Raw genomic sequence first — 24521 nt, 5'->3', positions numbered from 1 at the left:
GCTCAGCGGTGCTCAATCACGGCGCTATCGAACAGCTGCCGGGTCAGCTTTGCCAGCCGCTCGCTGTCGCCTTCACGCAACGCCTCGCGCAACTGATGCGCCAGGGTGGACTGGACCCGACGAACACTCGCCGGCAGTGATTCATGAGATGTGCCGACGCTGGGAACGCTGCGTGTCAGTCGCATGAATGCCTTCTCGGTGAGCGCCGCCTGGTCCAGTGCCTGGAAATGAATGGTGCTCTCGAATCGCATATAGCCTTCCTCGGCGAGCCATATCAGGGCGCCGAGACAGCCTTGGTGGCGCTTGCTGGGCAAACCGAACTCATCGGGTTCTTCATGACCGATGAGATCCTCGACGTACAGCGCAACCTTCCGCGGAAAGGCCTGATAAAGAATCAGCAGCCCGGCCGCGGCGTCCCGGTAGAAGTCGTCGATGTGCAGGTCCATCGTATCCTACTGGCTGTAGGTCTTGAGGAAGTTGCCGATGCGGCCGATGGCTTGCTCGAGGTCATCGACTCGGGGCAGGGTGACTACCCGGAAGTGATCCGGCCAAGGCCAGTTGAACGCTGTCCCCTGAACGATCAGCAGTTTTTCTGACAGCAACAGATCAAGGACGAATTTCTCATCGTTGTGGATTGGGCAGATCTTCGGATCGATTCGAGGGAACGCATACAGCGCACCCATTGGCTTGACGCAGCTGACGCCGGGAATGTCGTTGAGCAGTTCCCAGGTTCGGTTGCGTTGCTCCAGCAGTCGGCCCGGTGGCAGCACCAGGTCGTTGATGCTCTGGTAGCCGCCCAGGGCTGTCTGAATGGCATGCTGGGACGGAACGTTGGCGCACAGGCGCATGTTGGCCAGAATGTCGATACCTTCGATGTAGCTCTGCGCTTTGTGCTTGGGGCCGGAGATCGCGACCCAGCCGGAGCGGAAACCAGCGACCCGGTAGGACTTCGAAAGTCCGTTGAAGGTGAGGCACAGCACGTCCGGAGCAAGGGATGCGGTGCAGATGTGCACCGCATCGTCATAGAGGATCTTGTCGTAGATCTCGTCGGAGAACAGCACAAGCTTGTGCTGACGAGCCAGCTCGACCATGCCTTCCAGCACTTCGCGCGGGTAAACTGCACCCGTCGGATTGTTCGGGTTGATCAGTACCAGCGCCTTAGTGTTCGGCGTGATCTTGGCCTTGATGTCGGCTAGATCTGGCCACCAGTTGGCCTGTTCGTCACAGAGGTAATGCACCGGTTTGCCGCCAGCCAGGCTCACGGCGGCGGTCCACAAAGGGTAGTCAGGCGCCGGAATCAGTACTTCATCGCCGTTATTGAGCAGGGCCTGCATGGACATCACGATCAGCTCGGACACGCCGTTGCCAAGGTAGATGTCTTCGATGGTGATGCCTTCTACCTGCTTCTGCTGGTAGTACTGCATGATCGCCTTGCGTGCGCTGAACAGACCTTTGGAGTCGCTATAGCCCTGCGCAGTGGGCAGATTGCGGATCACGTCCTGGAGGATTTCCTCCGGCGCTTCGAAACCGAACGGTGCCGGGTTGCCGATGTTCAGCTTGAGGATGCGATGGCCTTCCTCTTCCAGGCGTTTGGCGTGCTTGAGCACTGGCCCACGGATGTCGTAGCAGACATTGGCGAGCTTGTTCGATTTGCTGACCTGCATGATCCTGAGTGTCCCGAAGTGAAGACGCGCCCAGCGTTCGATGGCTGGCGACGTTTGGCATGAACCCGGGCGCCTTGGCAGTCTGAAACCCCGCTGCCAGACTAGGCGTCTAAGAGCAACGCATCATACGTGCGGCCCGACTACCGGAAAAGGTACAGATCCGCCTTTTTTGAGATCACGAGGTGTACCGATGGACAAGCTAGAGAAACCGCTGGAAACCTGGCGTGAAGAGCTCTCCGACGAACAATTTCAGGTCTGTCGCCTGGGTGCCACCGAGCGCCCATTCACCGGCCAGTACAACGATATGAAAACCCCAGGCATCTATCATTGTGTCTGCTGCGATGCGCCGCTGTTTGATTCGGCTGCCAAGTTTTGACTCTGGCTGCGGCTGGCCGAGCTACTTTCAGCCGGTCAGCGATACGGCCATTTCCAGCGTCGACGACTTCAGCCATGGCATGCACCGCATCGAAGTTAAATGTGCTCGCTGTGATGCCCATCTGGGCCATGTATTCCCGGATGGTCCGGCACCGACCGGGCTGCGCTACTGCATCAATTCTGCCTCTTTGAACCATAAGCCGAGCGAGGCCTGAATATGGTTCGAAACGTGGCAGTGAGGTCCGATCATGCATGATCCAATGTTGGATATTACTTGCATGACCCTTGATGGGCGGCAGGTCTCTCTGGGTGAGTACGATGCGAAGGTGCTGCTGGTGGTCAATACAGCTAGCAAATGCGGTTTCACGCCCCAGTACAAAGGACTGGAAGCACTCTGGCAGCGCTATCGCGATCAGGGGCTAGTAGTGCTCGGGTTCCCCTGTGATCAGTTCGGTCATCAGGAACCGGGGGACGAGGCGCAGATCGCTGCATTTTGCGATCGCAATTTTGGTGTCAGCTTTCCGCTCTTTGCCAAGGTCAAGGTCAACGGAAACGATGCCCACCCCTTGTTCGCCGAATTGAAGAAGCGTGCGCCCGGTTTTCTAGGCAGCAAAGCGATTAAGTGGAATTTCACCAAGTTTCTGGTGACCGATCAGGGGCGCTCGGTCGAGCGTTTTTCTTCGCGCACTTCGCCGGACGCCCTGGTAGCGCATCTCGAAGCTCACCTTTAACCTTTAATTCGTCGCTACAGCGCTTTGCCTGTAGCGGGTGCGATCGTTCTGGAGCCGTTGAATGGATGCCGAGCTGAAGGTTTTTTTGCAGCGCGCCGATGCGCTGATGACGCGTTTGGAGCCCTTGCTGCCTGCGCGGCGGGCACCAATCGATTGGGCAGCGAGCTTGGCCGCACGTTGGCACCGTGAAGGGGCGGGTGGCTATCTGCAGGCGCTGAATGTGTCGCTCGACATGAAGCTGAACGACCTGATTGGTATCGATCGGCAGCGTGAGCTGTTATCGCGTAATACCCGTCAGTTCGTGACTGGCCTGCCAGCAAACCATGTCCTGCTCTGGGGCGCCCGCGGTACGGGCAAATCCTCATTGATCCGAGCGCTGCTGGCTGAACATGCGCCACAAGGACTGCGCCTGATAGAAATCGAGCGCGATCATCTGGCTGATCTGCCCAGACTGGTCGATCAGCTTGCCGGACAGTCGCAGCATTTTGTGGTGTTCTGTGATGACCTTTCGTTCGAAGCGGGTGAGGGTGACTATCGGGTCTTGAAAAGCGTGCTGGACGGCTCGCTGGAGCGCGCGCCCGACAACGTTCTGCTGTATGCCACTTCGAATCGCCGACACCTCGTGCCAGAGCGGCAGAGCGACAACGATAACTGGCAGATGGTTGATGGGGAGCTGCATCCGAATGAGGCGGTCGAGGACAAGATTGCGCTGTCAGATCGCTTTGGACTTTGGCTGTCGTTCTACCCGTTCAGCCAGGAGCATTACCTGAACGTGGTGCGACATTGGATCGGTTCGCTGGCTACGCAGGCGGGGCTGAGCTGGCGTTGGGATGATGAGCTCGAGAAGGAGGCTGTGCGATGGGCCACGGCGCGTGGCAATCGCAACGGTCGCTGCGCTTACCAGTTCGCTCGGCAATGGGTGGGTGTTCGCTTGCTCTGAGGGATTGGCAAGCCTTGTCGCATTCGTTGTGAAGGCGGCCCGATCTGATGAGCTCAGCCTAGACGACTTGCCTGGAGATGCGCCTCCATAGCTATAGCACAACGGATGTATCAGATGGCCACGAGGCAAGGCTTGTTGATTTTTGCCCTGGAGTGGGCGGCTTTGCTGAAGGGCCGCCCAGTGGTAGCCACTTTTAGTGACAACCAGGCGGCGCAGGTCAGCCTCAGTTGGCGGGTGTTGGCGTTTTTCCCATGTCGATGAGCTTTGCGGCAATGCGTTGCTCCCCGGGCAACACGTTCTCAACAGACGGGCGTGCCTTCATTCGCGAGTAGTGCGCGGCAAGCGCTGGCCAACGACCTGCGTCTACCACCTCGCCGCCGTGTTCCATGTTGATCAGCTGGCACGCAACGGCGATGTCCGCCATCGACAGTTGCTCGCCAGTGAAAAAGGCGCTCTCCCCCAGCTGGCGTTCGAGGTAGTCGAAGTGCGGTGGCAGCTTCTCGTTCAAGGCGGCCTGCACGGTTTCCTCGTTACAGGGCTTGCCGGAACTGGGCTTCAGCACGCGGTTGCGGAAAACCCCGAACGTCGTCAGCGGTGCGAGTTCGTAATCGGCGTATTTTTCCAGCCAGCGTATTTGTGCCCGGCCGGCCGGGTTGTCGCCGTACAGCCGCACGGTTTGTTCGTAGGCCTCGTCAAGGTACTGACAGATCACGCTGGAGTCAGCAAGACAGAGTTCTCCATCCTTCATGGCAGGAATGCGGCCCAGTGGGTTGAGCTGCAGATACCACTCCGGTGGGGTGAACGGCATGACGAGTTCGAGCCCATAGTCCAATCCTTTTTCCTGTAAGCAAAGGCGTACTTTGCGAACGAAGGGCGATAGGGGGGCACCGAATACGGTTATGGGCATAGCGAGTTCTCCACGGCAGGGAGGCAACCGCCAGACGAGAGAGGAGCAAGTGAATGGCGCGGGCGCGCCGTCTCTATTCGTCCGGTCAGTGCCTAATAGATGTTGTTTTTCTTCCAGTCGTCTTCGCTTTCGAGGCTCTTCAAACCTTCGGCCAGCTCGCTCGGCTCGTCAAGCTTCGGCTGTTGTTGTGTCTGCTCGAGCTTATTGGCGTGGCTGTAGCTTGCTTCGAGCTTGCTCAGTTGGGCTTGATAATCGGCCGGGTTGGGCTGCTTGCGGATATGCTGGATGCCGCGCTCGAAAGCCAGTCGTGCTTTGTGCGCGCTGCCCTGTTGAAGCGCCTGCTGGCCAACATTGCTGAAGTATTCGACATGCAACATCACCATCATCCGCTGAATCTGTTGGATCCAGCGCTTGGCGGCAGTCGTTTCCAGCTGGTTCTGCTTGGCGGCCCAGACGATCTGGGTATGCAGGTCTTCCATCAGCAAGCGAATCTCCTTCGCTTGGGCTTCGGTGGCGATCCTGACTGGCGCGTTTTCCACAGGGATATCTTCACCCTTGGCGACAGCGGTGCGCAGAGCGGCTACCCGAGGTTCGAGTGTGGCATTCTTCTTGTCTAGGGGAAGAAGTTGTTCGGTCAGGCCCAGCTCCAGACGGGTCAGCAACAGCTTGAGCTCCGGCGTCATCATCTGGCCTGGGAAACTCGCTGAGAGATTGGCGCAGCGGCGCATACGGTCGCTGAGCTCGGCGCGTATGCGCGCCTTTTCAAGACTGTTCTTTTCAACGATCTGATTGATGACGCCGATTGCAATCAGGATGAACAGGCCGGCGATGACCAATCCAGTAATCAGAACTGGGGACACGAAACGCACCTCTCTGACCGAGCGATTTTTTCCGAGTGTAGAGCGTTGGATGGCAAGCTGATAGCTCAACGCTGGCTAGACGTTGGCTACATAAAATATTTGCAGATGGTGCTTGACGACCTTGTTAGACGTCCATAGAATGCGCGCCACTTGCAGCGTGAAGCTCTAAAGCTGAAACGTTGAAAGCCGGATAAAGCAATAGCTTCCGGGCAGCGTCCCCTTCGTCTAGTGGCCTAGGACACCGCCCTTTCACGGCGGTAACAGGGGTTCGAGTCCCCTAGGGGACGCCATTATTTGCGGGAATAGCTCAGTTGGTAGAGCACGACCTTGCCAAGGTCGGGGTCGCGAGTTCGAGTCTCGTTTCCCGCTCCAAATTTGCTTCGAGTCTTCTCAAAAGATTTCGAAGCGCGAAAAAGCGACCTACGGGTCGCTCTTTTCGTTTATGCCCATTCAATCAGTCGATTGTCCATAGCCTCTGCAGAATCTGGAGCGTTAGGGGTTCGCCTACTGACGCTTACTAGCGCTCGAGACCTTGGGCCACAGGCCCGGCCTGCGAGTACCTTACTGTCAGGTGTACTTTGTAAAAATGCTGCGCACACGCGCCAGCGTCTCGCCCGTGTCTTGAGTCTGATCGTGCATGGCCTCTTCGATCAGGCAAGTCAGCATCAGCCGATAGGCTTTATCCAGCGCGCTGCGAGCGGCAGAGAACTGCTGGGCTATCGCTTCGCAATCCTCGCCACGTTTGATCATCGCCTGAATACCCCGCACCTGTCCCTCCACCCTCGCGAGCCGTTTCAACATGGCCTGCTGTTGTTCCTGCAGCTGTAGGGCTTCGGCGGTGGTCGTCTGATCATTCATGCTGATACCTGGCGTCACGGAAAGGGCGTCTGCTGACAAGCTCGGTCATCAGCATTTGTCAGCCGGGCATACCGGTCGGTGCATGCTAACGATGCCACTGCGTACGGCCAACTTCTTTCGATCCATTAAATCCGACAATATATTGAAAAATATATTGTATTGCGGTTAACTAATGCCGTCGGCGCCGGTGGATCTCACAAGCCCTAAAAGCTGTTGAGGACATTTCTCGGCGTTAGGCGTTACAGCGAACAGCCCCATAGAACAGCCGGTTTCCGGTGGGGTTGATCGAGATTACGTCCCACGGCTACTTATTTCGGAACCAGCTAGTTATGACGATCGATTGGGGCAACTTCACTCCCTGGACCTCGCTGGCCGGCGGCGTGCTGATTGGTGCGGCGGCCGGGCTCTTCGCGCTCCTCAATGGCCGTATCGCTGGTATTAGCGGTCTGCTGGCCAGCCTGCTGGAGCGCGATGCCGAAGGGCGAGGGGAGAAGTTCGTATTCATTCTTGGCGTATTGCTGGCGCCGATGTTGTGGGTTTCGTTTACCGCTTTGCCGGCCCTGGAATTTCAGTCGGGTTGGCTTGGACTACTGGCGGCCGGGTTGTTGGTCGGTATCGGCACCCGCTACGGCGCCGGTTGCACCAGTGGCCACGGAGTGTGCGGCATTTCCCGGCTGTCACCTCGCTCGATCGTGGCGACGCTGACATTCATGGCTGCGGGTTTCGCCACAGTCTTTGTCCTTCGTCATCTCCTCGGGGGCTGAATATGCGCAAGCTGAGTTCGTTTGCCGCTGGCCTGTTGTTCGGACTGGGGTTGTTGCTTTCGGGTATGGCCAACCCTGTTAAGGTAATCGGTTTCCTCGATCTGTTCGGTGCCTGGGATCCGTCGCTGGCGTTGGTCATGGTTGGTGCGATCGGTACGGCGCTGGTGCCTTTCAGTTTGGCCAAGGCGCGCCGGCGCTCATTGCTCGACGCCCCGATGCAATTGCCCAGCAAACGCGAGCTCGACGGGCGCCTGATTGGCGGCAGTCTGCTATTCGGTATCGGCTGGGGCATTGCCGGTATCTGTCCGGGCCCGGCGATCGCCGTGTTGCTCAGTGGACACTGGCAGGTGCTCTTGTTTGTCCTTGCCATGCTTGGCGGGATGTTGCTGTTCTCCGTGCTGGAACGCCGGCGCGTTTGCTGACCGGGAGGTCATTATGAAAACCAACGTTGGAACCATCGACCGCACACTTCGGATCGTCATCGGCCTCGCACTCATCGGCCTGACGCTGGCCGGGTTAATCGGGGTGTGGGGATGGATCGGGCTGTTAGCACTCGCCACCGGGCTTTTCCGCTTTTGCCCGGCTTATACGCTGCTTGGCATCAAGACTTGCAAGGCATGCAGTCCCAAGCCCTGAACAGGATGCAGAGGCGAGATCATCCGGCAGAAGACCGACGGCGACGTCGGTTTTCCGCTTTATGGATATGCTGATTTTGCGTGGCTACTCAAAGCTCGGCAGGCTCGGTTTCGCTACCGGCTTGCCGGCTTCGGTCCAGGCATCAAAGCCGCCGGCGATCGATTTTACGTGCAGATAGCCCATGTCCTGTAGCGATGCAGCTGACAGCGCTGCGCGGCCACTGGTCTTGCAGTAAAGCACGATGTTCATATCCCGTGCGCCTAGCTCGGGCGTACCGCTGAGCTTGAACTCCAACAGGCCGCGCGGAATGTTCGTGGCGCCCTGTATATGGCCTTCGTGAAACTCATCGGCTTCGCGTACATCGATCACGACATCCGCGGCCTTGATTGCCGCTTCGGCATCGCCAAGTGGTATTTCCTGTATGCGGGCTCGGGCCTGTTCGACGAGGTCATGTGCGTTTTTCATTTGCAGTCTCCCATGCTGGTTCCGTTGCAACGCTGCCGCTCAAGTGCGTGTCGAGTGGTCTGTGAATCCAGGGCGAGCAGTGCTTCGTACTGGCTGATGAACACTTGTCCGCCGAAATGTTCGAGGAAATCTGTGCGGCGCAGCCGGTCCATCACCGGTCCCTTCACTTCGGAGAGGTGAAGCTGGACGCCGGCCGTGTGAAGGCGCGCGGAGATGGCTTCGAGACTTTCCAGTGCGCTGGCATCTATCAGATTGACTCCGGGGCACATCAGCACCAGATGCTCGGCGTGCGGGTATTGGCCCAACAGTTCGGCAATGCGGTCCTCGAGAAAGCGAGCGTTGGGAAAGTAGAGGCTTTCATCGACGCGCACCGAAAGCACCCTGGGGCTCTGTACCACGGCGAAACGCTCGATATTGCGAAAGTGCTCGCTGCCAGGTAGCTGTCCTACCACCGCAATATGCGGTTGGCTGGTTCTCCAGAGAAACAGCAACAGCGATAACCCCACCCCCATGATGATGCCAGTCTCGACGCCAATCAGCAGCACGCCGAGCATGGTGGCGGCCATGGCGGCGGCGTCCTGGCGGGAATAACGCCAGGTGCGCGTGAGCGCGGTAAGGTCGACCAGGCTGAGTACCGCGACGATGATGGTCGCGGCCAACACAGCGTGTGGCAGGTTGTGAAACAGCGGTGTAAAGAACAATACCGTCAGGCCTATGCCGGCAGCTGTGAGTGCGCCAGCCAGCGGCGTCTGGGCGCCAGCATCGAAGTTGACCACCGAGCGGGCGAAACCGCCGGTGACCGGGAAACCTCCGCTCAGGGCAGCGGCGATATTGGCGCCGCCCAGGGCGACCAGCTCCTGATTGGGTTCGATGCGTTCGCGACGTTTGGCCGCCAAGGTCTGCGCTACCGAAACTGACTCGACGAAGCCCACCAGGCTGATCAGAACTGCCGCTGGCAGGAGTTGAATGATTAGCGCGAGGTCTAGTGGGGGCAGGCTCAAAGAAGGAAGGCCCTTGGGCACTTCGCCAACCACGCGCACGCCTGTAGCGGCGAGCTGAAAGCCACTGACCGCCGCTATTGCCAGGAGCAGGGCCACGACCGGGCCGACTTTAGTGAGCGTGCCGGCTGTGCGGGGCGCCATGCCTAGCCCTTGCAGCCAGCGGCCAAGGCGGCTGCGTACCAGAAACAGGAAAACCAGGCTGGTGGTTCCGATGGTGAGTGTGGGCATGTGCGTTTCTGGCAGGCCTTGGATCAATCCCTGCAGCAGCTGAGCAGCACTTTCGCCGGTGACTGAGATACCAAGGATGTGCTTGAGTTGACCGATTGCGATAAGAATGCCCGAGGCGCTGATGAACCCTGAAATCACCGGATGACTGAGGAAATTGGCCAGGAAACCCAGCCGCAGAACCGCCATGGCCAGCAGGATCGCGCCGGACATCATTGCCAGCAGCAGTGCAGCGCCTGCATACGCGGCGCTGCCGTAAGCGAACAAAGGGCCGAGGGCGGCGGCCGTCATCAGCGATACCACGGCGACGGGGCCAACCGCCAAGGTTCGGCTGGTGCCGAAAAGCGTGTAAGCGATCAGTGGCAGGATACTGGCGTAAAGGCCCGCTACCGGTTGCAGTCCGGCAAGCATCGCGTAGGCCAGGCTCTGCGGGATCAGCATGAGCGTTACGATCAGCGCGGCCAGACTGTCCTTGGCCGCAGCAGCCTTGTTGTACTGTTTCCCCCATTCCAGGCACGGTAGGTGGCGGGCGAGCCGCTGCATCATCCCTTCTTCTCCTGAGTAAAATCACAGGCGTTGAGCGCCTCGGCCGGCCGCGGCTCGAAGTCCAGATGTTTCGGTTCGGCCAGCCATTCATGGCCCTTAAGCATCATGTCGAAGTAGATCGAGGGCATCCACCGCGTTTTCAGCTTCCAGGCCAGGCGCCGAGGCACCCTGGGGTCGAGCGGGAAAGTCGGCAACAGTTTGCCGCCGTATCCAAACTCAGCGAGGATCACTTTGCCGAATTCGACAGTTAAGGGGCAGGAGCCATAGCCGTCATAGATGGCCTGCGGTCCCTTGCCGCTTAGCACGCTCAATACTTTCTCCGCTACCACCGGTGCTTGCTTTCGCACCGCTGCAGCGGTCTTCGCGTTCGGTGCAGAGCAAACATCACCGAGACTGAAGATATTGCCGAAGCGTGGATGGCGGAGAGTTTCATGCTCAGCTTCGAACCAGCCGTCAGCGTTACTCAGTGCGCTCTGGCGAATGAAATCCGGTGCATGCTGGGACGGTACGACATGCAGCAGATCGAATTCACGTTCGACCGTACTGCTCTGGCCGGTTCCGTTGGACACTTTGAACCAGGCCTTTTGCACCGGACCGTCGACTGCGATCAGGTTGTTATTGAAGTTGAGCGTGGCGCCGTAACGTTCAACGTAGTGCATCAGGCCAGGCACGAACTCGGCAACGCCGAATAGCACAGCGCCAGCTGAACAGAAGTCCACATGTATGTCCTTCAGGATGCCTTTCTTGAGCCAGTGGTCGCAGGACAGGTACATGGCCTTCTGCGGCGCCCCGGCACACTTGATGGGCATGGGTGGCTGGGTGAACAGGGCTTTGCCGCGACGCAGATGCTGCACCAGCTGCCAGGTATAAGGTGCCAGCTCGAAGGCGTAATTGGACGTCACGCCATATTTTCCGAGGCTGTCGCGCACGCCTTCAATGGCATCCCAGTCGAGGCTCAGGCCCGGACAGACCACCAGCGAGCGGTAACCGATGCGGCTACCATCTTCGAGCACCACCTGTTGATGTTCCGGATCGAAGGTTTCCACGGCTGCGTGAATCCACTGCGCCTTTGTCGGGATGCAACGGCTCATGGCGCGTTCGGTGTTAGCGCGATCAAACACCCCGGCGCCGACCAGCGTCCAGCCTGGCTGATAGTAATGCTGTTCGCGTGGTTCGATGATTGCGATGCTCAGATCGGGGGCTCGCTTGAGCAAACTGGCCGTCACGGCGCAGCCAGCCGCACCGCCACCGACAACCAGCACGTCATAACGTGGCGTGGCGGCGAGCGTGGGTGCAGGGCTCAGCGGACCCTCCGCTGCAGATTGCCAATACTGGTCCAGGCGCGGTCGCAGGGAGGTCAAATCGTAACCGGCCTGTCGAGCCGTTTGGATGAGCTCGTGTGGGGCAAGATGATGAGCCTCGGCCAACGCCCAGAGCGATGCTGAACGGGTGCCGGTCCTGCAGAACGCCAGCACGGGACCTTTGATCCGCTCCAGAAGTGCGCGAAAGGCAGCAACATCGCTGTCGCTGATCTGCCCGGAAACTACTGGAAGGTGATGGTATTCGAGCCCCGATTCCTCGGCTGCAACGCGCATAGCATCACTGGAGGGCTGGCCTTCGCCCTCGTTGTCCGGACGGTTGTTGATGACGCAACGAAAGCCGCTTCCCGCCAGCAGGGCCATATCGGCCGGATCCAATTGGGCGGCCACCGAGATGAAGGGTGTCAGGCGTTTTAAGGTTTGCATGTGACGTCCTCCACACAGGCAGCTACAGCGCGTCCAAAGGAATCTTCAAATAACGGGTGCCGTTGCTTTCAGGCGCTGGTAGCTCACCGCCATGCATGTTGATCTGCACTGACGGCAGGATCAGCGTGGGCATCGCCAGGGTGGCGTCTCGCGCGGTGCGCATGGCGACGAAATCGTCCTCGCTGATGCCGCTGTGCACGTGGATGTTGCACTCTCGTTCGGCTGCAATGCTCGTCTCATAGCGAAACTCTTCGCGGCCCGGTGCCTTGTAGTCGTGGCACATGAACACGCGGGTTTCGGCTGGTAGCGTGAACAGTTTCTGGATCGACTGGTACAGCGTCCGCGCATTTCCACCCGGGAAGTCGCATCGCGCGGTGCCGTAATCGGGCATGAACAGGGTATCGCCTACGAACGCGGCGTCGCCGATGACGTAGGTCATGCAGGCCGGCGTGTGGCCTGGCGTATGAATAGCCCGCGCCTGAATGTGACCGACCTGAAAGACATCACCGTCGTGAAACAGACGATCAAACTGACGGCCATCCGTGGCGAACTCGCTACCGGCATTGAACAGGCTGCCGAAGGTGTTTTGTACGACAGTGATCTGGTCGCCGATCGCCAGCGTCCCGCCAAGCCGCTGTTTTAGGTACGGCGCGCCGCTCAGGTGGTCGGCGTGCACGTGGGTTTCGAGCAGCCATTGCACCTCAAGGTCGTGTTCGCGCACATAGTCGACCAAGCGCTCAGCCCCGACATGTGAGGTGCGGCCCGACGCCGGATCGTAATCCAGCACCGAGTCGATCAGTGCGCACTGACGCGTTTCCGGGTCGCTGACAACATAACTGTAAGTAAAGGTCGCGGGATCGAAGAACGCTTCAACGCGGGCATTCATGGCTTGCTCCTTCGCTTGGCTTGATACGGGTGGGGGTATGCCTGAAGGGATATTAGCCTTAGACAAGGTTATATGTTTAGACTTAATAGTTATTAGCTGGCGCGAACCCATTCTGCGGTGTTTCAAGGCGAAACTGAGGAGGTTAGGGAGAGCTTTGGGCGGTTCGCCGGAGAAGGGTCAGCGTGTTTCGGTGCCGGATTGGTCACTGACGATACGTCCGTCCACCAGTTGAATGGTTCGTGCGCAGTCGGCGGCCAGTCGCGGATCATGAGTCACCACCAGTACCGCGCAGCCGAACTGCACATTGATACGGTGGAACAGCTCGAAGACGCTTTGCGCAGTGCGAGTGTCGAGATTGCCGGTGGGCTCGTCGGCCAACAGCAGTGGAGGGCGGGTGACCAGTGCGCGGGCAATGGCGACCCGTTGTTGCTGACCGCCGGATATCTGCGTGGGTTTCTTGTCGGCAAACGCGCCCAGACCGACTTCATCCAACAAACCGCGAGCCAGCTCGATATCCGCACTCGACGGCTTGCCGTGGCGGATCATCAATGGCATCAGCACATTCTCCAGTACGCTGAACGCCGAAATCAGATGGTGAAACTGAAACACGAAACCGATGGCGTGGTTGCGCAGATGGGTGCGGGTTTCATCATCGCTGTTGCGGGTGGGCTGGCCGAGCAGGTACAGCTCGCCTGAATTGGGCGCATCGAGCAGCCCGATCAGGTTGAGCAGGGTGCTTTTGCCGGAACCGGATGGCCCGATGAGCGCCGTCAGTTCACCGCGGCAAAGGCGCAAGTCGATGCCGTGCAGCACTTCCGTTTCCAGCGGGGTGCCGAGGTTGAACGCTTTACGTACCTGTTCGAGACGCAGAACCTCTTCGACGTTGGGGCTGGCAGCGGACTCAGACATAGCGGATCGCCACGGCAGGGTCGTAGCGCGCTGCGCGGCGTGCCGGCATGGCGGCGGCCAATACGCCGGTAATGGTTGCGACCAGCATTGCCAGAGGAACAAGCGTCGGGTCGACCGGAATGAAGAACAGGCGTGGCCCGGCCAGATTGAAGACCTGCACCAAGCCCCAGCCGACAGCGCCGCCGCAGGCCGAGCCAAGCAAACCGAGCAACCCACCTTGCAACAGGAACACTCGAAGTATCTGTCCGCGCGGGCTGCCCATGGCCCGCAGGATGCCGATCTCGCGGGTGCGTTGGACGACGCTTACCGCCAGCACGCTGGCGATGCCGAAGGCCACCGAGACCCCGACGAACACGCGGATCATCTCAGTGGTCATGCTTTGCGAACTGAGGGCGTTGAGCAGTTGACCGTTGGTTTGCATCCAGCTCTCGGCGCGCAGTCCGGTCAGGCGGGCCAGGCGTTCGGCGATGCGATCGGCTTCGAATATTTCGCCGACCGTGGTGTCGATCACAGTGACGCCTCCAGCCAGGTCGAGAAGGGTCTGAGCCTGCTTCAGGTCGAGGTAGACATAGCGCGCATCCAACTCGCGCACCCCTAGCTCGAAGATTCCGGCGATGTCGACCACGGCTTCGCGGCCTTCGCCTGCGTCCAGTCTTAGCTTGTCGCCGATGCCAAGGCCCAGGTCGCGGGCGAGTTCATTGCCGATCACTGCATGACCGGCGCCGACGGTGAATTGGCCGGCTATCAGATCCTTGGCCAGTGGAATGATCTGTTGATAGCGCACCGGATCGATGCCGAGCAGCGCGACGGATGCACGCGCCACACCGCGCCGGGCGATAGCCGGACCGCTGATGACCGGTGAAACCGCAAGTACCTGCCGGTCTTCGTCAAGCACGTCGCGAATGTCCTGCCAGTTGATGATCGAGCGCAGACGTTGCGCTCGTGGGCTCTCCAACACCAGCGACCAGCTGCCATGATCGGGAGGCAGAACGCGGTTGACCTCATCGGGCGGCAGAATACGAATATGCGCCTGTGTACCCAAGGTCCGTTCGATGACGTTGGCCTGCAGGCCGGTGATCAGCGCTGTGATGAACACGATGACTGCGGAACCGACAGCGATGCCAAAGATGATCAGCAGGGATTGCATGCGGTTGTCCATCAGGAAGCGCAGGGCAATCAGCCATTCGGTCCAAAGAGAGTCGGCCAGGCGCACCGCGGTCAATCCCGGATGCCGCGGGGTGTCGGTAGTTCGCGAACCCGCACGCGCTGGCCAGCTTCCGCTTCGGCGGCCAGCACCAGGTCGCCAGCCGCTAGGCCTTCTATCACTTCGCTCAGTGCAGTGCCCAGCAGACCCAGGCGAACATCGACGCGCTCTACGACACCTTCGTTTATTCGCAGCACCTGAGCGCGAGTGCCGTTGTGGGCGAGCAGGGCATCGTTGGGGAGCACCAGCGCCTGTTCACGGCGTCCGGTCTCGATGTTCACCGATACCGTCATGCCCTGACGCAAGAAATCGGCTGGCTCCTGCAGGTCGAGGTGGACATCGATGGTGCCGCGTGCGGTATCGACACTCGGCGCTATGAAGCTTACCCGTGCTTTCAGCACCCGCCCGGGATAAGCGTCGGCGATCACTTTGGCATCTTGGCCGAGCTCGACCGGCGCCAGGTTCTTCTCGTCCAGAGGAAGGAGGATTTCGCTGCTGCCGGAGCGCGCGACAGTCAGAAGTGTGCGGCCCGGCTGCACCAGATCGCCGGGTTCGGCGTCCCGTGTCTGGACGATGCCATCCACCTGCGCGTGAATACGGGTTTTGGCCAGTGTCGCGCGTGCCGCTTCCAGGCGCTGTTGCTGCACCCGCTCTTCACTGCCGCCCTCGGCCAGCGCTGCAGCGGCGAAGCGTGCGCGATCACGCACAGCGCGCGCCGTCAGTTCCGCGCGGCGCGCCTGTTCGAGCGGCTCGGAAGCCAGCAATTTGCGGTCGAACAGTGCTTTCCGGCGCTTCAGCTCGCGGCTTGCCTGCTCGAGATTGTGCTGGGCCTCGCGCGCTGTCGCCTCTGCCTGTGGGCGAGCGGAATCGATCAGTTGCTGCAGCGCCGCTTCGGCTTCGCGCAAACGGGCACGCTGTTCGTCATCGCGCAATTCCAGTAGCAGATCACCGGCTTTTACTGCGTCGCCTTCACGCACATGCCGCGCGGCAATCACGCCAGTGATCTCGCTGCCGACCTGGGCCAGCGACTGGGTGTCCACTTCGCCACTGGCGACCACGCGTTGCACCAATGGTCTTGTTTCCAGGCGGTAACCTGGCAATTCCGGCCCTTGCAGTTGACGCCAGCCCAGCCAGCCTGCAATCAACAGCAGCACAATGAGAAACAGGAACGCGCGGCGGATTGATTTGGCGGCAGGCAAAACGGACCACTCCCTGTGCGGCACATGACGACCATCGGACGTGACAAGCTTACGGATAATCACCCGCCAAGGGTACAGCGCGGGTATCACTCGGCAGAGACACCATAACCGCGTTGAATCATCGGCAGGCTCTTGGGTTCAAAGAGTGAGCCCCTTCGTGGTAGGGGACTATCACAGCGATAGCCTCGCCCTTAGAAGGGGCTGCGTACAATCCACGTTCCCGCTTTCAGGATTTGCTGATCATGGCGTCAACCGCTCAAAGCCCCGCTGCCACTTTGCGCGCCGTCTGGCTCGCTCAGGCCCAGGCCAGTCCGTGGATTACCTTCAGCCTTGCCGCAGCGGCGGTGGCTGTCCTGCTACTGCTGGTGGCCGGTGGCGTCAACGCCTTCAATAACGAGTCCAGTAACGTTCGCTACGCCATGTTGGGGGGAAGCGCCGGTTTCGTTGCCACGGCTGTTGGCGCTTTTTTGGCGATCGGCCTGCGCGACCTCTCCACTCGCACGCAGGACAGCATGTTGGGTTTCGCGGCTGGGATGATGCTGGCAGCCAGTGCATTTTCGTTGATCCTGCCGGGACTGGAAGCCGGGCGTGAGCTATTCGGCAACGGGCCCGCTGCGGCTTTGACCGTAGTGGTGGGGCTCGGCCTCGGCGTTTTGCTGATGCTCGGGTTGGACCACTTCACACCGCATGAGCACCAAAGTACCGGACCCCGCGGCCCCGAATTCGCGCGGCTCAATCGGGTGTGGCTCTTTGTCCTGGCCATCGCGCTGCACAACATTCCCGAAGGGATGGCCATCGGCGTGAGTTTCGCCACTGGCGACTTGAGTGTCGGGTTGCCGCTGACCACCGCGATATCGATACAGGACATCCCGGAAGGGCTGGCGGTCGCGCTCGCACTGCGCACCACCGGTTTGTCTGCGCGGACGTCCGTGCTGATTGCGGCAGCTTCCGGGCTGATGGAACCCATCGGGGCGCTGGTCGGCATAGGCATGTCCAGCGGCTTTGCCATTGCTTACCCGGTCAGCCTCGGGTTGGCGGCGGGCGCCATGATCTTCGTGGTTTCCCATGAAGTCATACCTGAGACCCACCGCAACGGCCACCAGACGCCGGCCACGCTCGGGCTGATGCTGGGCTTCGCTGTAATGATGTTTCTAGACACTGCGCTGGGTTGAATGCAGCTGTGCGGCGCTGAGCGGCCCCGCGTTCCGCAGTCATGCAGCACTGCGCGAAGGGGGCCATGACTCTGCTTAGAGGTTTTCCAGCAGCCGGCGGGCGGCTTCCTGTCCACTGAGCCAGGCACCTTCAACCCGGCCGGATAGGCACCAGTCGCCGCATGCATACAGGCCTAGTCGGGCATCGGCCAGTGCCGTCCATTCATGGGCTTGGGCCGGTCGGGCATACAGCCAGCGATGCGCCAGCGTGAACTCCGGCGCCGGCACTACACAATCGATCAGCTCCGCGAACGCGCCATGCAGGCGCTCGATTACCGCTTCCTTTGATAGATCGAGATGCTGGCGGCTCCAATTGCTGGTGCCGTGCAGCACCCAGGTGTCTAGCCCGCCGTCTCGACCCGGTTTGCTTCGATTTCGTGCCACCCAGTCCAAGGCATCGTCTTGGACGAAGCATCCTTCCAACTGGGTGCTCAGCGGTGTGGCAAAACCCAGCGAAACCGCCCATGTCGGTTCCATCGCGACGCTCGCCGCAACGGCTGCAAGCTTCGGGGCGCTTGGTAGCAACGCCGCGGCCTGAGGTGCCGGAACCGCAACCACTACCTGGCTGAAGGGGCCATGGCTGGCGCCTGAGGCGTCGACCAATGTCCAGAACTGCTCACCGCGAAACACCTCGGTGATGCGGCAACTGAAGGTGACCGGTAGGTCGCCCAGCAAACCGCGGGTGATTGCGCTCATGGTCGGCTTGCCAACCCAGCGCACTTGCTCGTCGGCAGAAGGCGTCAGCTGTCCGTCGCGAGCCTGGTACAGGTTCGGCGCCCACTGATCGACCCAGCCTTCGGCGTGCCACTGGCGCAAAGCGTCGGTGAAGCGGCGATCCCGCGCGGTAAAATACTGAGCGCCCAGATCGAGCGAACCAGCATCGCTGCGTTTACTGGCCATCCGACCACCACTGCCGCGGCTCTTGTCGAACAGGTGTACGGGCTGCCCGGCATCGTGAAGTGTACGGGCTGCGGAAAGTCCCGCGATTCCGGTACCGATGATGGCGATTGGAGCCTTGCTCATGATTACCTCGTGTGCTGATGCCATCTGCCGCACAAACCATTGGTTGCGGCATGATTTCATGACAAACGTTCGATAGCGCTTAGCCTCCCCATCCTCGGACAGACGCTCGTCTTTGGCTAGTGGGTTTCGACGCAATGCGGCAAACGGCTTAGAGGTTCGTGGCGTTGCTGACCGGCGGTCTTGTCCGCCTCGAAATGATCAAACGATCAGTATTTCCGGCGTCCGCATGCAGTGGTTGTAAGTTGCAGATAAGCCGGTACAATGGCGCCGCTCGCCGCCAGGCGAGTTTGTCATGGTGGGCCCTGCCGGTCCCCCCGCAACGATCAGCCGTGAACCCGGTCAGGCCCGGAAGGGAGCAGCCGCAGCGGTGACATTGTGTGCCGGGGTGTGGCTGGTAGGGTTCGCCTCCATGACGATATTATCTCCCCCTTTATATTGCCAAGCATCGGCTCCCTGCGAGTCCGAGCATGTTGTCACGCCCGCTTATCGGGATGACGGGCGAGATCTTCAGACTGCAGTGCTCGAAAGAACTGAAGCTCGCCCAGAGCTACGCAGTCGAGCGCCCTTGGCATTGTTGAACACGCAACCGGCGATGAGTGTGGTTGGAGCGCCCTGGTCAAGTGTTCTTCTGCTGACATCCTGCAGACTAATTAGCCCGAAACGGCACATTCGAGGGGTTTCGTTTGTCAGTTAAAACAAGCTGGGACATCTTTTGCGTCGTCGTCGACAACTACGGTGATATTGGCGTGACCTGGCGGTTGGCGCGGCAGTTGGTGGCCGAGTACGGCCAATGCGTGCGGTTGTGGGTCGATGATCTAGATACCTTCGCTCGGCTTTGCCCAGGCGCCAGCACCACCTCCGCTCAGCAATGGCATGAAGGTGTCGAGGTGCGTCATTGGGCACCCGAGTGGCCCGGCGCAGAGCCGGCGGAAGTGGTGATTGAGGCTTTTGCTTGCCAGCTTCCCGACGCCTATATAAAGGCAATGGCTTGCAGTGGGCGCCGCATCCTCTGGCTCAACCTCGAATACCTCAGTGCAGAAGACTGGGTGGTGGGCTGCCATGCGCTGCCTTCTATGCAGCCCGATGGCTTGCAGAAGTATTTTTTCTTTCCAGGGTTCGAGCAGGGCACCGGCGGTTTGATTCGCGAGGGCGATCTGCTGGCACGCCGGGAGGCGTTTCAAGCCAACCCGGTGCTACGTGAAGCCTTTCTGCAGAGCCTCGATCTGACCGTGCCGGCCAACGCGCGCTTGCTCTCAGTGTTCGCCTATGAAAATCGCGCCGTTGCCGGATGGCTTGATGTGCTGGCTGTTGATGCGCGCCCATCACAGTTACTGGTGCCTGAGGGGCGTGTCTTGGGCGACGTGGCGGCCTGGCTGGGGCTTGAGCAGCTGCGAGCTGGTGATCGTCACGCGCGTGGTGCGCTGCAGATTGCCGTGCTGCCTTTCATGACCCAGAACCAGTACGACATGCTGCTGTGGTGCTGCGATTTCAACGCCGTGCGCGGCGAGGAATCCTTCATTCGGGCGCAGTGGGCAGGGCGGCCGTTGGTCTGGCATATCTATCCACAGGAAGAAGATGCGCACTGGGACAAACTCAACGCTTATCTGGATCTGTATGTCCGCGGCCTCTCACCACCGGCTGCGATAGCGCTACGTGCGTTCTGGCGATCCTGGAACGAGGGTATAGGCAGCGGCATCGCCTGGACCGCGATGCTGGAACATGAGGCAGAGCTGCAGGCGCATGCGGACCGCTGGACACACAAGCAGGTCGCCAACGGGGATCTGGCTGGGAAGCTGATGCTGTTTTACGCGGACTGGTTAGGACCTGCTACGGCACGACACCTGGCTGCTCCGGTTTGATCGTTCGGAAAGGCTGCCAATATGAGGCGACAAAGGGGCCATCAGTCGCAGTAACGCGGCTTGCGACGAAATGGGAACAGACCCTATGATACGCGGCCTGATTTTATGTCTCTAATTCCATTCGGATATTCGTATGAAAACCGCACAAGAGTTCCGTGCCGGCCAAGTGGCCGTTATCAACGGCGCGCCCTGGATCATCCAGAAAGCCGAGTTCAACAAGTCCGGTCGTAACAGTGCCGTGGTCAAGATGAAGCTGAAGAACCTGCTCAATGGTTCGGCGACCGAGACCGTGTACAAGGCTGATGACAAGCTGGAACCGGTCATTCTCGAGCGCAAGGAAGTTACCTATTCCTACTTCGCTGACCCGCTGTACGTCTTCATGGACGACGAGTTCAATCAGTACGAAATCGAAAAAGATGACCTCGAAGGCGTGATGACCTTCATCGAAGACGGCATGACTGACGTCTGCGAAGCCACGTTCTACAACGACAAGGTGATCTCGGTCGAACTGCCGAACACCATCGTTCGTGAAATCGTCTACACCGAGCCATCCGTTCGTGGCGACACTTCCGGCAAGGTCATGAAGACTGCGCGCCTGAAGAATGGCGCTGAGCTGCAGGTTTCCGCTTTTTGCGAAATCGGCGACTCGATCGAAATCGACACCCGCACCGGCGAGTACAAGTCCCGCATCAAGGCCTGATTACAGCCGTGCGCGGACAAGCCCGGCCTGGCGCCGGGTTAGCTGAGACCGAACCCCGCGTATTGCGGGGTTTCGTTTTTCTGGGGCTGGTAATGACTCATGGCCTCCCGCGCGGTGCCTGCATTAATCGTGGTAAGCGGCAAACGCAGCGTCAGGCAATACGTTTCTTTTGAACGCTAAGATCTTGCATGAGAGAGGCGCGTTGCAAGGTTGCGTCCACTCGTCCTGTAGTTAGGGCGTTCAGATACGTCTTCAGCTCCCAGCCTAAGAACAACCTTGTGACAGCATGAGCTCAAGCATGCCCAGCAAATCAACTGCACTCCCGGTTGAAACGAGTCGTTGCGCTGGAGTATGGTTCGGACATTCTTTGGAGAACAGCATGCCGCTCAATCTGATTTCCGCGATCCCTGCAAACTCCGACGCCATGTGCGCGGGGTTGCAGCGTGGTCAGGCGATTGCGACTGACGGTGATTATTTTGGGTATTGGTTTAGCCATCGGCGCGCCTGATACCCCACAGGCGCCCTAGCAACCCGGGACGCCACCAGACAGTTTTCGAACCCCCGGTCGGCCACCCGACCGGGGGTTTTGTTTTTTCTGGCCTGAGAAGGCCTTACATACCGAGGACAGCACCATGTATCCCTACACCAACGCTTACCGCACTTACCGCTACGACTGGCGATTTAGCCGCTTCACTGCCGCCGCACCTACACGCGTAGACCGAACACTTAGCTAGCGCCGACGCGGCACAGATGCCGCGCCGGCCAAAGGACCGCCAGTCATGAATGCACCAATCAACGCCTCTGCCCTTAGCTGCAAGACGTCATCCGCCCCAGCCAGACGTAGCGCTCTTCCGTTACCGAGTCCCGCTTTGCTGCGGCAACGGCTGCCCCTCAGCGCATCGCTTGACGAGCGCGTCCGAGATGACCGAAAGGCCATTCGTGCCGTGCTTAATGGCGATGACCCCCGCCTGCTGGTGGTGGTGGGCCCTTGCTCATTGCACGATCCGGCGTCCGCGCTGGAATACGCCGCGCGGCTGGCTGAACTGGCCCTGCAGGTCAGCGATCAGCTGCTGCTAGTGATGCGCGCGTATGTCGAGAAACCGCGTACTACCGTCGGCTGGAAGGGGCTGGTTTACGATCCGCAGCTCAATGGCAGCGGAGACATGGCTGAAGGGCTGCACCTATCGCGGCGGTTGATGCTGGAGATCCTGGCGTGCGGGCTGCCAGTCGCCTCCGAACTGCTGCAGCCCCTGGCAGCGGGCTATTTCGATGACCTGCTTGGCTGGGCGGCAATCGGTGCACGTACCAGCGAGTCGCAAATTCACCGCGAGATGGTCAGCGGGCTCGACCTGCCGGTGGGTTTCAAGAACGGGACCGATGGCAACCTCGGGATTGCTTGTGATGCCATGCGCTCGGCTGAGCATCCGCATCAGCACTTCGGGATCGACGAGCTGGGGCACCCAGCGCTGCTGAGCACGCGCGGCAATCGGGATACCCATCTGGTGTTGCGTGGCGGACACTCGGGGCCGAATTTTGACGAGGACAGTGTCGCAAAGGCTCGAGACACGTTGCAGCGTCATGGTATTGCCCAGCGCATCATGGTCGACTGCAGTCATGCCAACAGCGGTAAAAACCCGCTGAGACAGCCAGCAGTACTGTCGTCCGTGGTAGATCAACGCATGGCTGGCGATTCGAGTCTGCGCGGCGTGATGCTCGAGAGCCACTTGTTCGACGGCTGCCAGCCCCTGTCCAGCGAGCTGAGATATGGTGTTTCCATTACCGATGGCTGCCTTGGCTGGAGTGCAACCGAGCAGATGCTGCTTGGCGAAGCGGACCGCCTGCGGCGCTAAAGAGTGAACGAGCCCGGCTGCGACGGCCGGGCTTGCGACGTCGGGTTGGCAAGGGCAACCTGTGCGGCTCGTTTCGATCGATGACTCAGGACCTGCATGCGCGACTACAAATGGATGCACGAATACTGCCTCAATCGTTTCGGCTCGGCCGCAGCGCTGGAGAGCCGCCTGCCACAACCCAATAGTCCCGATGAGCTTCGCGCCGTTGCGGATGACCGTTACCTCTCGTTAATCAGCCTGCGTATCTTCCGCGCCGGACTCAAGCACAGCCTGGTCGACGCCAAATGGCCGGCGTTCGAAGAGGTCTTCTTTCGTTTCGATCCTGAGAAGCTGGTATTGATGGGGGGCGAACACATTGAGCGGCTGATGCAGGATGCCCGCATCATCCGTCATCTGGGTAAGCTCAAGAGCGTGCCCCGCAACGCTCAGTTCGTGCTTGACGTGGCGAAAGAAAAGGGGAGTTTCGGCAACCTGATCGCCGATTGGCCGGTCACCGATATAGTCGGCCTATGGCGCTATCTGGCCAAGCACGGCACCCAACTGGGAGGCCTTTCAGCGCCGCGCCTGCTGCGCATGGCGGGGAAGGATACCTTCGTTCCCAGTAATGACGTGGTCGCTGCGCTCAAGGCGCAGAAGGTGGTGGACAAGGTGCCCAGCAGCCAGCGGGACCAGGCAGCCGTGCAGTCGGCGTTCAACCAATGGCACAGCGACAGCGGCCGTCCCATGTCTCAGCTCTCGGCGATGCTGGCGTTTACAGTCAACCACTGACGGGCTCGGTCTACTGGCCGGTTGTCGGACGGACCCTGGCTGGCATCGCGGACCCGCGATGCCGCTTGTGACAGCAAGCCGCGCGTTGCCTGACAGTCTGCGGCGGTTTGGCGCAGCGCTGCCCGCTCAGGGGGGTGTACAGTCAAAACATGACCATCGTCAAAGACAAACAGAGCCAGATTGTATGGGTGCTGTTCACCTGCATCCTGCTCAACGCTTTTGGCTGCAGCTTGAACCATGGCTCGCATGTGGGCTTCGAGCTTGCCATTGGGCAGGAGCCGTTTTGCGCCAGCGACGCGTCATCAGCCGGCGGCGATGCGTTCCCTGCCGGTGTTCATGAGCTGGCTGCGCAGGGGCTTGATTGCCCGCTATGCAGCTCGGCCTTTCTCGCCATTGCGATGTTGTTCGCACTGGGTTGGCTGCAGGTTAAGGCGCCGGTGCGGCTGCCCCGACCTAAACCGGCACTGCGTAATGCTCGTGAACACTGGCCCTCTCTGAATCCCTGCGGCCCCTGAGGCCCCGACCTCCCTAGCCGTCCGAATGCCGCAGCCAGGCTGTGGATCGGACGAAAACATCGTCGGTGTCCCGACGATTCGGTCAATACAGGGGCTTTCACCATGGCCATGATGGAAAAATTCGCTCGTACCGAGGGCCGTATCGGCTATCGGCTTCCCTTCCCGGATTACCCCAGCAATGCCCGCAGTTTTGTCCATCTGGACGCCCGGTTGTTGCCCTATTGGCATGCCCTATTCGACGTTTGCCCGGGATTGCTCAAGCTCGATCCGCCGGATGGCCTGGACATCTTCCGCCAGTTCATGACGTGGGCCTACGGCTGCCAGCTGGCGCTGGGTTGGACGTTTCACCTCGGCGTCTGCCGCTGGCTGATGAGTTCCGGTTACCGGGATCTGGTCGCGCCGGAGCATATCGAAACCATGATGATCGCCGCTGCCGCGCGCTGGGTAGCCAGCGACGACAGCGCGGCAATCGGCGTCGTGCTTGGCTGGCAAGGCGGCAATCAGCACGTGTTCGACTGGAAATCACACGTGCGCCAGGGCGCGCGGCCACTTGCGGCCGAGCAGGAAGAGCTTCCTCCGGCGCCTTGGGACTTTGCCTGGAGCCCGCTTGCCACGACGAGTGGCAGCGGTTTTCGGCGCTGGTTGAGGGTGCCCTGACTGCGACAGTGCGCCGCGGACGT

26 protein-coding genes, 2 tRNA genes, 1 other RNA gene and 1 pseudogene are annotated in these 24521 nt (G+C 60.1%); 17 read left to right on the top strand and 13 right to left on the bottom strand.

From position 1 onward, the window contains the following. Nucleotides 1-2: 2 nt before the first annotated feature. Together AAGW23_RS07720 and AAGW23_RS07715 are read right to left on the bottom strand one after the other, a co-directional pair. Complete coding sequence (locus AAGW23_RS07720; protein ID WP_342405881.1) at nt 3-446, bottom strand: hypothetical protein; 444 nt, start codon at nt 444-446, stop codon at nt 3-5. A 6-nt stretch (nt 447-452) separates the two neighbouring features. After that, nucleotides 453-1664 (bottom strand): pyridoxal phosphate-dependent aminotransferase, encoded by a 1212-nt coding sequence (locus AAGW23_RS07715; protein WP_102836097.1) that lies wholly within the window; start codon nt 1662-1664, stop codon nt 453-455. A gap of 190 nt (nt 1665-1854) precedes the next feature. Between AAGW23_RS07715 and msrB the strand changes: the two are divergent. From msrB to AAGW23_RS07700, 3 genes and pseudogenes are all read left to right on the top strand, one after another. Then, nucleotides 1855-2254: pseudogene (msrB, locus tag AAGW23_RS07710) on the top strand (peptide-methionine (R)-S-oxide reductase MsrB). A 33-nt stretch (nt 2255-2287) separates the two neighbouring features. Beyond that, nucleotides 2288-2770 carry a glutathione peroxidase gene (locus AAGW23_RS07705; RefSeq protein ID WP_342405880.1) on the top strand — a complete coding sequence of 161 codons (483 nt, stop codon included), beginning with the start codon at nt 2288-2290 and terminating at the stop codon, nt 2768-2770. A gap of 61 nt (nt 2771-2831) precedes the next feature. Further along, complete coding sequence (locus tag AAGW23_RS07700; protein ID WP_342405879.1) at nt 2832-3710, top strand: ATP-binding protein; 879 nt, start codon at nt 2832-2834, stop codon at nt 3708-3710. Nucleotides 3711-3933: 223 nt separating this feature from the next. Here the strand turns inward: AAGW23_RS07700 and AAGW23_RS07695 are convergent, their stop codons facing one another. Both AAGW23_RS07695 and AAGW23_RS07690 read right to left on the bottom strand, forming a co-directional pair. Continuing rightward, nucleotides 3934-4617 carry a glutathione S-transferase family protein gene (locus AAGW23_RS07695; protein WP_342405878.1) on the bottom strand — a complete coding sequence of 228 codons (684 nt, stop codon included), beginning with the start codon at nt 4615-4617 and terminating at the stop codon, nt 3934-3936. Nucleotides 4618-4709: 92 nt separating this feature from the next. Further along, on the bottom strand, nt 4710-5477 hold the full coding sequence (locus AAGW23_RS07690) for a hypothetical protein (RefSeq protein WP_342405877.1): 768 nt from the start codon (nt 5475-5477) through the stop codon (nt 4710-4712). A gap of 214 nt (nt 5478-5691) precedes the next feature. Between AAGW23_RS07690 and AAGW23_RS07685 the strand changes: the two genes are divergently transcribed. Both AAGW23_RS07685 and AAGW23_RS07680 read left to right on the top strand, forming a co-directional pair. Further along, nucleotides 5692-5767, top strand: a tRNA-Glu gene (locus tag AAGW23_RS07685). A gap of 6 nt (nt 5768-5773) precedes the next feature. Next, nucleotides 5774-5849 (top strand) — tRNA-Gly (locus AAGW23_RS07680). A gap of 195 nt (nt 5850-6044) precedes the next feature. Here the strand turns inward: AAGW23_RS07680 and AAGW23_RS07675 are convergent. Further along, on the bottom strand, nt 6045-6335 hold the full coding sequence (locus AAGW23_RS07675) for a metal-sensing transcriptional repressor (RefSeq protein ID WP_342405876.1): 291 nt from the start codon (nt 6333-6335) through the stop codon (nt 6045-6047). 329 nt (nt 6336-6664) lie between these two features. Between AAGW23_RS07675 and AAGW23_RS07670 the strand changes: the two genes are divergently transcribed. The 3 genes from AAGW23_RS07670 to AAGW23_RS07660 are packed head-to-tail and all read left to right on the top strand — an operon-like array spanning nt 6665 to nt 7735. After that, on the top strand, nt 6665-7099 hold the full coding sequence (locus AAGW23_RS07670) for a YeeE/YedE family protein (RefSeq protein ID WP_342405875.1): 435 nt from the start codon (nt 6665-6667) through the stop codon (nt 7097-7099). Nucleotides 7100-7101: 2 nt separating this feature from the next. Next, entirely contained in the window at nt 7102-7521 is a 420-nt protein-coding gene (locus tag AAGW23_RS07665; RefSeq protein ID WP_342405874.1) for a DUF6691 family protein, read from the top strand. 13 nt (nt 7522-7534) lie between these two features. Continuing rightward, the gene (locus tag AAGW23_RS07660; protein ID WP_342405873.1) at nt 7535-7735 is read left to right on the top strand and encodes a DUF2892 domain-containing protein; all 201 of its coding nucleotides are present in this window, start codon (nt 7535-7537) and stop codon (nt 7733-7735) included. 84 nt (nt 7736-7819) lie between these two features. Here the strand turns inward: AAGW23_RS07660 and AAGW23_RS07655 are convergent, their stop codons facing one another. The 7 genes from AAGW23_RS07655 to AAGW23_RS07625 all read right to left on the bottom strand — a co-directional run bounded on the left by AAGW23_RS07655 (nt 7820) and on the right by AAGW23_RS07625 (nt 15915). After that, on the bottom strand, nt 7820-8200 hold the full coding sequence (locus AAGW23_RS07655; protein WP_342405872.1) for a rhodanese-like domain-containing protein: 381 nt from the start codon (nt 8198-8200) through the stop codon (nt 7820-7822). Next, a complete protein-coding gene (locus tag AAGW23_RS07650; protein ID WP_342405871.1) occupies nt 8197-9972 on the bottom strand; it encodes a SulP family inorganic anion transporter in 1776 nt (591 codons plus the stop codon). Before AAGW23_RS07650 ends, AAGW23_RS07655 begins: the two co-directional genes overlap by 4 nt. Then, the gene (locus AAGW23_RS07645; RefSeq protein ID WP_342405870.1) at nt 9969-11717 is read right to left on the bottom strand and encodes a bifunctional protein tyrosine phosphatase family protein/NAD(P)/FAD-dependent oxidoreductase; all 1749 of its coding nucleotides are present in this window, start codon (nt 11715-11717) and stop codon (nt 9969-9971) included. Before AAGW23_RS07645 ends, AAGW23_RS07650 begins: the two co-directional genes overlap by 4 nt. 22 nt (nt 11718-11739) lie before the next feature. Further along, nucleotides 11740-12603, bottom strand: a complete 864-nt coding sequence (locus AAGW23_RS07640) for an MBL fold metallo-hydrolase (protein ID WP_342405869.1) — start codon at nt 12601-12603, stop codon at nt 11740-11742. A gap of 177 nt (nt 12604-12780) precedes the next feature. Next, nucleotides 12781-13512 (bottom strand): ABC transporter ATP-binding protein, encoded by a 732-nt coding sequence (locus AAGW23_RS07635; protein WP_342405867.1) that lies wholly within the window; start codon nt 13510-13512, stop codon nt 12781-12783. Continuing rightward, nucleotides 13505-14725 (bottom strand): ABC transporter permease, encoded by a 1221-nt coding sequence (locus AAGW23_RS07630; protein WP_342405866.1) that lies wholly within the window; start codon nt 14723-14725, stop codon nt 13505-13507. The genes AAGW23_RS07635 and AAGW23_RS07630 overlap by 8 nt, the downstream gene beginning before the upstream one ends. Before the next feature lie 5 nt (nt 14726-14730). Then, nucleotides 14731-15915, bottom strand: a complete 1185-nt coding sequence (locus AAGW23_RS07625; protein ID WP_342405864.1) for an efflux RND transporter periplasmic adaptor subunit — start codon at nt 15913-15915, stop codon at nt 14731-14733. Nucleotides 15916-16157: 242 nt separating this feature from the next. On the opposite strand from AAGW23_RS07625, the gene AAGW23_RS07620 reads away from it, so the two are divergent. Further along, entirely contained in the window at nt 16158-17087 is a 930-nt protein-coding gene (locus AAGW23_RS07620; protein WP_342405862.1) for a ZIP family metal transporter, read from the top strand. Nucleotides 17088-17162: 75 nt separating this feature from the next. Here AAGW23_RS07620 and AAGW23_RS07615 read toward each other — a convergent pair whose 3' ends face one another. Further along, nucleotides 17163-18149 carry an NAD(P)/FAD-dependent oxidoreductase gene (locus tag AAGW23_RS07615; RefSeq protein WP_342405861.1) on the bottom strand — a complete coding sequence of 329 codons (987 nt, stop codon included), beginning with the start codon at nt 18147-18149 and terminating at the stop codon, nt 17163-17165. A 303-nt stretch (nt 18150-18452) separates the two neighbouring features. Between AAGW23_RS07615 and ffs the strand changes: the two genes are divergently transcribed. The 8 genes from ffs (at nt 18453) to AAGW23_RS07575 (ending at nt 24498) form a co-directional block, all read left to right on the top strand. Further along, nucleotides 18453-18549: signal recognition particle sRNA small type (gene ffs / locus AAGW23_RS07610), an RNA gene on the top strand. Nucleotides 18550-18832: 283 nt separating this feature from the next. Next, nucleotides 18833-20008, top strand: coding sequence for an elongation factor P maturation arginine rhamnosyltransferase EarP (gene earP, locus AAGW23_RS07605; RefSeq protein ID WP_342405860.1), 1176 nt, complete (start codon nt 18833-18835; stop codon nt 20006-20008). A gap of 133 nt (nt 20009-20141) precedes the next feature. Continuing rightward, a complete protein-coding gene (gene efp, locus AAGW23_RS07600; protein WP_342405859.1) occupies nt 20142-20708 on the top strand; it encodes an elongation factor P in 567 nt (188 codons plus the stop codon). Between the two features lie 379 nt (nt 20709-21087). Beyond that, complete coding sequence (locus AAGW23_RS07595; RefSeq protein ID WP_342405857.1) at nt 21088-21216, top strand: hypothetical protein; 129 nt, start codon at nt 21088-21090, stop codon at nt 21214-21216. Between the two features lie 271 nt (nt 21217-21487). Further along, nucleotides 21488-22558 (top strand): 3-deoxy-7-phosphoheptulonate synthase, encoded by a 1071-nt coding sequence (locus tag AAGW23_RS07590; protein WP_342405856.1) that lies wholly within the window; start codon nt 21488-21490, stop codon nt 22556-22558. A 96-nt stretch (nt 22559-22654) separates the two neighbouring features. Then, nucleotides 22655-23326 carry a DNA-3-methyladenine glycosylase I gene (locus AAGW23_RS07585; RefSeq protein WP_342405855.1) on the top strand — a complete coding sequence of 224 codons (672 nt, stop codon included), beginning with the start codon at nt 22655-22657 and terminating at the stop codon, nt 23324-23326. Nucleotides 23327-23475: 149 nt separating this feature from the next. Further along, a complete protein-coding gene (locus AAGW23_RS07580) occupies nt 23476-23841 on the top strand; it encodes a DUF2946 domain-containing protein (protein WP_342405854.1) in 366 nt (121 codons plus the stop codon). A gap of 102 nt (nt 23842-23943) precedes the next feature. Next, nucleotides 23944-24498 carry a putative natural product biosynthesis protein gene (locus AAGW23_RS07575; RefSeq protein ID WP_342405853.1) on the top strand — a complete coding sequence of 185 codons (555 nt, stop codon included), beginning with the start codon at nt 23944-23946 and terminating at the stop codon, nt 24496-24498. The last annotated feature ends 23 nt before the right edge of the window (nt 24499-24521 follow it).

The sequence above is a fragment of the Stutzerimonas chloritidismutans genome, from assembly GCF_038562055.1.
Lineage (GTDB): Bacteria > Pseudomonadota > Gammaproteobacteria > Pseudomonadales > Pseudomonadaceae > Stutzerimonas > Stutzerimonas chloritidismutans_A.
The sequence above is the reverse complement of the archived record's forward strand: the minus strand, read 5'-3'. Positions and strand labels throughout refer to the sequence as shown.